The sequence below is a fragment of the Metabacillus niabensis genome (assembly GCF_902829255.1).
Classification (GTDB): domain Bacteria; phylum Bacillota; class Bacilli; order Bacillales; family Bacillaceae; genus Metabacillus; species Metabacillus niabensis.
Window position 1 is genome coordinate 1 of sequence record NZ_CADEPK010000460.1, and the last position, 8,602, is coordinate 8,602.

Sequence of the window (8,602 nt, forward strand, 5' to 3'; positions counted from 1 at the left end):
GTATAAAAGTGGTTTTTAAAAATAATGGCAAGTGGCTTTTTGCGGTTTTTATGGTCGGTTGTATCATTATGTTTGTTTTATTTGGGATATTATTTTATTTATCAGATATGCTTGAGACGCGATACGAAATTAATGGCATTCAAAAGGGGCTAGTTCTAGCTATACCTTTATTAGCTCTTTCATTAAGTTCCTTTGTTGCTGGTAAGAAAATTGGTGAAAGTAAAAGTGTGATGAAAGCTGTGACTGTAGTAGGTATGGGCTTAGTAACAATATCGTTTATTGCATTAAGAGTACAACATTCCCTTTATTATTTAATCGCATTTTTAGTAATAACCGGTATTGGAATTGGCATGACGTTGCCAAGTCTTGACGCAATCATTACAGAAGGAATCAAAAAGGAGCAAAGAGGCACAATCACTTCTATCTATAGTTCAATGCGTTTTATTGGAGTAGCTCTTGGACCACCGATCTATTCTTATATAATGCCTAAAAATGAACACCTTGTTTATTACTTTTCTGGTGGTATAAGTCTTTTGGCTGTCGTAATTGTTTTACTTTTTATAAGACCAAAAAAGGATCCGCAAAAAGAATCAAAATCAAATCGTATGCCTAAACTTGCGTAAATTGGACATGAGGTGTCTCTTCAATAGGGAAAGCTTTCCTTAAGAGGTACCTCATGTATTTATTTGTTTGAATATAGAAGGTTTTTTATAGAAAGAATAGAAGTAGAAAAAGGTATATTATTTTCTAATGTATTCACGTATTGATATAATTACAGGATATACAAGAAAATAAGCGATTCAAAAAGGAGGGTATCCATGTCTTATATTAATGAAGAAACAACAGAGATAAATGGATTGTCATTACATACAATCCCAACGACAAAATTTAAAACGAATACAATTGTGTTAAAATTACTTTCCCCACTTAATGAGAAAGATGTTACATATCGAGCTTTACTTCCATATGTTCTTCAAAGAGGGACAGAGAGCTTTCCAACAAGTACAAGTTTAAGGCAGCATTTAGATGAATTATACGGTGCAACACTTTTTGTTGATTTATCTAAAAAAGGTGAAAACCATGTCATTTCCTTTCGGATGGAAATTGCAAATGAAAAATTTTTATCTAATCAAACACCGTTATTGGAAAAGGGATTAGAGCTGCTAGCTGAAATCGTATTAAAGCCAGTTCTTGATGGAGAAGCATTTAAAGAGGACGTTGTCACACAAGAAAAACGAACATTAAAACAACGTATCCAATCAGTGTTTGACGATAAAATGAGGTACTCAAATTTACGATTAGTTCAAGAAATGTGTAAAGGCGAGCCTTATGCTCTACACGTTAATGGGGAAAAAGATGATGTCGACAAAATTACAGCGAAATCACTTTATGAATACTACCAGTCAGTGCTTAAATCAGACAAAATCGATTTATATGTTGTTGGAGATATCCAGCAGCAGGAGGTAGAAAGCTACGTTAAAAAATATTTTGATTTCGAAAATTCACACCAACAAATAACGCCAACTATAAACAAGCAGGAAGTACAAGAAAATGAAGTAATTGAGAAGCAGGATGTAAAGCAAGGAAAATTAAATATCGGGTATCGTACAAATAGTACATATCGTGATAACGATTACTATGCTCTACAACTTTTCAATGGTATATTTGGCGGTTTTTCTCATTCTAAATTGTTTATTAATGTTCGTGAGAAAGCAAGCTTGGCCTATTATGCTGCTTCAAGAATTGAGAGCCATAAAGGACTCTTGATGGTCATGTCCGGAATCGAGGAAAAAAATTATGAGCAAGCGGTTTCGATTATTAAGGAACAAATGAACGCAATGAAAAAGGGTGATTTTTCAGACCAAGAAATTGAGCAAACGAAAGCTGTCATTCGAAATCAACTATTGGAAACAATCGATACTCCGTATGGATTAGTTGAAATCGTTTATCATAATGTGATTGCTCAAATAAATCGTTCATATGATGATTATTTAAATGGAATTGCAAAAGTTACGAAAGACGAAATTGTAAAGGTAGCAGAAAAAATTGAGTTAGATACAATTTACTTCTTAAAAGGAATGGGGGAGAATGCATGACAAATCCTATTCGCTTTGACCAGTTACAAGAAGAGCTCTACTATGAAAAGATGGAAAATGGGTTAGATGTCTATGTATTACCTAAAAAAGGATTTAATAAAACGTACGCAACGTTTACAACGAAATATGGATCAATTGATAATCGCTTTGTCCCATTAAACAAAGATAAGATGGAAACAGTTCCTGATGGAATTGCCCATTTTCTTGAGCACAAGCTTTTCGAAAAAGAGGATGGAGATGTTTTTCAACAATTTAGTAAACAGGGTGCCTCTGCAAACGCATTTACATCGTTTACAAGAACCGCCTACTTATTTTCGAGTACAAGTAATGTAGAGCAAAACCTTGAAACATTGATCGATTTTGTACAATCACCATATTTTTCTGAAAAGACGGTGGAAAAAGAAAAAGGAATTATTGGTCAAGAGATTAATATGTATGATGACAATCCTGATTGGCGTCTATATTTTGGATTAATCCAAAACCTATATCAAAATCATCCAGTACGAATAGATATCGCGGGAACAATCGAGTCGATTGCGAAAATAACGAAGGATTCTTTATATGAGTGCTACCATACATTTTATCATCCGAGCAATATGCTGTTGTTTATTGTCGGAGCTGTTGAGCCAGAAGCAATTTTAAAGCAAGTAAGAGAGAATCAGCAGAAAAAAGATTTTACTCCACAATCTGAAATAAAGAGAGAATTTCCTAATGAGTCTGCTGAGGTACACAAAAAAATTGAAAAAATGAAAATGAATGTTCAAAGCTCAAAATGCTTAGTTGGATTGAAGGCGAAAAATCCTAATAGAAAAGGAAAAGATTTATTAAAATACGAGCTATCAATGAACATTATTTTAGATATGTTATTTAGTAAAAGCTCAAAACATTATGAAGAGTTATATAGCCAAGGATTAATAGATGATACCTTTAGCTATGATTACACAGAAGAGAGCGGCTTCGGATTTGCTATGATTGGCGGGGACACGGATAACCCAGATGAATTAGCAAATAAAATTCAAAAGATTTTACTTAATGCAAAAAATAATGGCTTTGATTTTACTTCCTTTACAGCAGCTAAAAATAAAAAAATTGGTGCTTTTTTAAGAGCAATTAACTCACCTGAATATATTGCTAATCAGTTTACACGATACGCATTTAATGACATGAATTTATTTGATGTTGTGCCAATGCTAGAATCACTAACTGAAGAGGATGTTACGAAGACTTTAAATGAAGCCGTTGAAGAAAATTTATTTACAGTATGCCAAGTAATACCTAAATAATATGAAATGATTATAAGAGGGTGGCTCAAGAGCAACGGTTTTAGACCCCTCAAACACAAAATATAGGTTCGTTTACTATATATCGGTGTTTGTGGAAGGTGTCAGACCCTTTCTGAGTCACCCTCTTCTTAGGGAGAGAGTAGAGGTAATAATGGAAAAGTATGCTTTAGTTACAGGTGCAAGCGGTGGAATTGGTAAAGCAATAACATTAAAGCTTATAGAAGATGGTTATCATGTCTATGCACATTATCATCAAAACGAGCAGGAAGTCCAATATTTAATTGATTCCCTTTCTGATGCTAAGCAAATGATCATACCGATTCAAGCTGATTTAGCAAATAGCACTAGTGTCGATCATCTTGTTCAATCAATGAAAATGCCTATTGAATTATTAGTAATAAATAGTGGGATTAGCTTTTACGGTCTAATGACCGATATGAGTGAGGAGGAGATGAATCAAATGATTGCCATTCATCTTACAAGTCCTTTTAAACTTACGCAAAAAATCATCCCATCTATGATTAGGAAAAAGTCTGGGAATATCATTGTCATTTCTTCAATTTGGGGAATTACTGGTGCTTCTTGTGAAGTTTTATATTCAATGGTAAAAGGAGGACAAAACTCCTTTGTAAAGGCGTTAGCGAAGGAGCTTGCTCCAAGTCAAATTCGTGTCAACGCGATTGCGCCAGGAGCAATTGAAACAAAAATGCTTTCAAATTTTACATCTGAAGAGCTAAATGAGTTAAAAGAGGAGATACCTCTTGGACGATTAGGCCATCCTGATGAGGTAGCGGATGCAGTTTCATTTCTTGCCTCTAAACAATCCTCATACATAACTGGACAAGTTCTTTCCGTAAATGGTGGTTGGGTATAAATCACATGGGCAAAGGAGTCTCAATCTTTAAAAATATAGCATGTTTTTTGAATTTATAAGGAATAATTGTTTAGTGGGTAAGGAACAATAAAGCATGTAACAATTATAAAGGAGGTACTCCTATGTCTGTATTAGAAAATTGGGATGAGTGGAAAAATTTCCTTGGTGACCGTTTACATCATGCACAAAATGAAGGTATGAATGATCAGGTTATCAATAATTTAGCGTTTGAAGTTGGTGACTACTTAGCTAAACAGGTCGACCCAAAAAACACTCAAGAACGTGTCCTTGCAGATCTTTGGAGTGTTGCAAATGAACAAGAGCAAAAGGCAATCGCAAATATGATGGTTAAACTTGTTCAAAATAACGGATCACAACAGTAAAAAAGAGAGGAGCTAATCCTCTCTTTTTTACTATATCATTTCCTTAGTAGTTGTCATCCTAAATGTTAAGAATATCCGATTTTAATTTGAGGAAAGCCTTATTTTAAAGTCTTCTATTATAATTTATTAATATTCTCGAAATGTTCATTCATAATTCTTTCCTCTTTTGGTAAAATCATATATGATATGTAATAGTGGTTGAAAAAAGGAGGGACTTATTTTATGCCATATGAATGGTATTTTGAATATCAAATTCAAAAAAACCGTCCCGGGCTTCTAGGTGATATTTCATCTTTACTAGGAATGCTATCGATTAATATTATAACGATAAATGGTGTTGATGATTCCAGGCGGGGGCTTTTGCTAAAATGTGAAAGCAATGATCAAGTAAGACGCCTTGAATCGATTCTAAAAACGATGGATAATATAACGGTAACAAAGCTAAGAGTTCCAAAATTAAGGGATCGACTAGCCGTTCGCCATGGCAGATACATACAAAGAGATGCAGATGATAAAAAAACTTTCCGTTTTGTTCGAGATGAACTTGGACTACTTGTTGACTTTATGGCAGAATTATATAAACAAGAAGGACATAAATTAATTGGCATTAGAGGTATGCCAAGGGTTGGAAAAACAGAATCAATTGTCGCTTCAAGCGTCTGCGCTAATAAAAAGTGGCTATTTGTTTCCTCCACTCTATTAAAGCAAACGATTCGTAGCCAGTTAATTGCAGAGGAATATCACGAGGATAATGTGTACATTATCGATGGAATTGTCTCAACTAGAAGAGGTACTGAGCAGCATCTCCAATTAGTTAGAGAAATTATGAGGCTTTCAGCAACAAAGGTTGTTGAACATCCTGATATTTTTGTGCAAAATACGGAATATACAATTGACGATTTTGATTATATAATTGAAATTCGGAATGAACCTGATGAAGAGATCACATATAAGGATGTCGAAGAGCCACAAATGTCGTTTGATTCATCAAGTTTTTCAGGATTTGACTTTTAGTTATGGGGTGTTACGGTTGAGTGAATTAGGAAATCGACTGAAACAAGCAAGAGAGGAAAAAAACATTAGCTTAGATGACCTTCAAAATATGACGAAAATTCAGAAGCGTTATCTTTTAGCGTTAGAAGAAGGAAATTATTCAATCATTCCAGGGAAATTTTATGTTAGAGCTTTTATTAAGCAATACGCGGAAGCTGTTGATATAAATCCAGATTCGATATTTGAGGACTTTAAAAATGAGGTTCCAAGTACGAGCAATGATGAGATCCCTGAACAATTATCGAGAGTGAAAACTCATAGGGAATTACCAAAATCAGCATCTAAATTTTTGGATCTTTTCCCAAAAATATTAACGGTCGTTGTCATTATTGCAATTGCAGTTGGGCTATGGGTTTGGAGGCAAAATGCTGCCGAAAATAATACAGATGCAAAACAGGAATCCATTACAGACCAAAGCGAGACCGAATATACAAATAATGTTGAAAATACACCAGCAAACGACAATCAAGCTGCAGAAGAAGAGCCAGCTGTAGATGAAAATGATTCGAAAAATGCTGAAGAGGTAACTCCAGAAGAGGAAACACCAAAACAAGCAATAACAGTTAAGGAGTCCAGTGGATCTTCTACAGTTTATGAACTTACTGGTACTGACAAGTTTGAACTTGAAGTTATTGCGAAAAGTAAATCATGGGTAAGTATAAAAAATGATAAAGGTAAAACGTTTATCGGTAAAGTGATTTCTGAAGGTGAATCTGAAGTAGGAGATTATACGGCTGAATCTGAAATTACTGTAAGAGTAGGTAATATTCCAGGTACTGATTTAAAAGTTAATGGTGAACTGATTAAGTATGAGGATGCGAAAAGCTCTCCGCAAAATATTACGATTGTCTTTAAAAAAGAGTAGGACTGACACAAGTATTGTTCTTGTACACCAATCTTGATTGATAAGTTGAGATTGGTGTACGATCTTTGTGTCGTCCTTTTCTTTATCCTACTAAAGAAGGAATTTCTAGCTTTTAAATACATAATTACTTGCAGAAATTTGATTTACGACAGAACTATTTTATAATTTATGAAATTGCATACACAACAACGGAGGAATTAGAAGATGAATTTACCTAATAAAATTACAATCTCAAGAATTTGTTTAATCCCAGTGTTCATGATTATTATGTTAGCCCCATTTAATTGGGGAGTGTTAACATTTGGCAATGAATCGATCCAAGTCACACACTTAGTTGGGGCAATTCTTTTTATCGTAGCGTCGACAACTGATTGGATTGATGGTTATTATGCACGGAAATTGAATCAAGTGACAAATCTCGGAAAGTTTTTAGATCCATTGGCGGATAAGCTTCTTGTGTCAGCAGCATTGATTATTTTAGTTCAGCTTGGTCTTGCACCTTCATGGATGGTTATCTTGATCATTAGTCGAGAGTTTGCAGTTACAGGATTAAGAGCGATTCTTGCAGGTGAAGGTGAAATTGTTGCTGCAAATATGTTAGGGAAAATTAAAACGTGGACGCAAATCATTGCAATAAGCGCGTTATTGCTACATAATTTACCATTTGAATTTATCAATCTTCCATTTGCAGATCTTGCTCTATGGGTAGCAACCTTTTTCACGATTATTTCAGGGTATGACTATTTTATTAAAAATAAGCATGTGTTTGTGAACTCAAAATAAAATTTGTGAAATGGGGATGCGTTAATATGGATACTCGTACGGAAATTATTGCAGTTGGTTCCGAGCTATTACTTGGTCAAATCGTCAACAGTAATGCACAATTTTTATCTGAGCAATTAGCTGAAATGGGGATAAATGTCTATTATCACACTGTTGTTGGCGATAATGCTGGCAGACTGAAAGAAGCGATAGAGGTTGCACAAAAACGTTCAAATGTAATCATTTTTACCGGTGGTTTAGGACCGACAAAGGACGACTTAACGAAAGAAACAATTGCTAATGTTTTAGGAAAAAAGCTTGTGTATGATGAAGAAGCATTGGCGAGCATTGAACAATATTTTATTCGAACGAAGCGTACAATGTCTGAAAATAATAAAAAGCAAGCACTTGTTCTTGATGGGGCTCATATATTGAAAAACGATTTTGGTATGGCACCAGGTATGGCAGTTGAAGTAGAGCAAAAGATTTATATGCTATTACCAGGACCTCCAAGTGAAATGAAACCAATGTTTCAAAACTATAGCAGTAAATATTTCATTCAAACTCTCGGTATTCAGGAAAAGATTATTTCAAGAGTATTAAGATATTTTGGAATTGGTGAATCCCAACTTGAAACAGATATTCAAGATATTATTGATGAACAACTGAATCCAACAGTTGCTCCATTAGCTGCTAATGGTGAAGTAACTTTACGCCTGACAGCTAAGCATACTGACGAAATGGTTGCGAATCAAATGCTAGATGAGGTTGAGCAAAAAATTAATCAACGTGTTGGAGAATTTTTCTATGGATATGAGAACACAACACTTGTTGAAGAGCTTTTTAAGCTTTTAATTGGAAAAAACAAAACACTATCAGCAGCTGAGAGCTTAACAGGTGGAATGTTTTCAGAGTACATGACTGGAATTGATGGTGCTTCAAAAGTATTTAAAGGGAGCATTATTACATATACGAATGAAGTGAAAGCAAATATACTTGGTGTATCTGAAAAGACATTAGAAACATATGGAGCCGTAAGCAGTCAATGTGCTAAAGAAATGGCGGACCAGGTAAGGAAAATGGCAAATAGTGATATTGGAGTAAGCTTTACTGGTGTGGCTGGCCCTAATTCCCTTGAGGGACATCCTGTTGGAACAGTTTATATCGGGATTTCAGCAGAAGGAACAGATACTCAAACGTTCAAATTTAATTTCACTGGTACAAGAAACGGAATTAGAATAAGAACGGTAAAATATGGATGCCATCATTTAATTAAACTATTATCA

9 protein-coding genes are annotated in these 8,602 nt (G+C 34.6%); all 9 read left to right on the plus strand.

Going from position 1 to position 8,602, the window contains the following annotated elements; translation table 11 throughout:
• On the plus strand, positions 1 to 623 hold a 623-nt coding region (locus tag HU235_RS24755; protein ID WP_174881920.1), incomplete at its 5' end, for an MFS transporter.
• A gap of 195 nt (positions 624 to 818) precedes the next feature.
• Entirely contained in the window at positions 819 to 2,096 is a 1,278-nt protein-coding gene (gene yfmF / locus HU235_RS24760; protein ID WP_174881921.1) for an EF-P 5-aminopentanol modification-associated protein YfmF, read from the plus strand.
• Entirely contained in the window at positions 2,093 to 3,379 is a 1,287-nt protein-coding gene (gene yfmH, locus HU235_RS24765) for an EF-P 5-aminopentanol modification-associated protein YfmH (RefSeq protein WP_174881922.1), read from the plus strand. The genes yfmF and yfmH overlap by 4 nt, the downstream gene beginning before the upstream one ends.
• A gap of 151 nt (positions 3,380 to 3,530) precedes the next feature.
• A complete protein-coding gene (gene ymfI / locus HU235_RS24770; RefSeq protein ID WP_174881923.1) occupies positions 3,531 to 4,253 on the plus strand; it encodes an elongation factor P 5-aminopentanone reductase in 723 nt (240 codons plus the stop codon).
• Positions 4,254 to 4,375: 122 nt separating this feature from the next.
• Positions 4,376 to 4,636, plus strand: a complete 261-nt coding sequence (locus HU235_RS24775) for a DUF3243 domain-containing protein (protein WP_095297683.1) — start codon at positions 4,376 to 4,378, stop codon at positions 4,634 to 4,636.
• Positions 4,637 to 4,858: 222 nt separating this feature from the next.
• The gene (locus HU235_RS24780; protein WP_095297681.1) at positions 4,859 to 5,650 is read left to right on the plus strand and encodes a DUF3388 domain-containing protein; all 792 of its coding nucleotides are present in this window, start codon (positions 4,859 to 4,861) and stop codon (positions 5,648 to 5,650) included.
• 16 nt (positions 5,651 to 5,666) lie between these two features.
• A complete protein-coding gene (locus HU235_RS24785; RefSeq protein ID WP_174881924.1) occupies positions 5,667 to 6,554 on the plus strand; it encodes a helix-turn-helix domain-containing protein in 888 nt (295 codons plus the stop codon).
• A 204-nt stretch (positions 6,555 to 6,758) separates the two neighbouring features.
• Entirely contained in the window at positions 6,759 to 7,337 is a 579-nt protein-coding gene (gene pgsA / locus HU235_RS24790) for a CDP-diacylglycerol--glycerol-3-phosphate 3-phosphatidyltransferase (protein ID WP_095297677.1), read from the plus strand.
• Positions 7,338 to 7,363: 26 nt separating this feature from the next.
• Positions 7,364 to 8,602 (plus strand): competence/damage-inducible protein A (locus tag HU235_RS24795; RefSeq protein ID WP_174881925.1); only part of this gene is annotated, 1,239 nt, incomplete at its 3' end.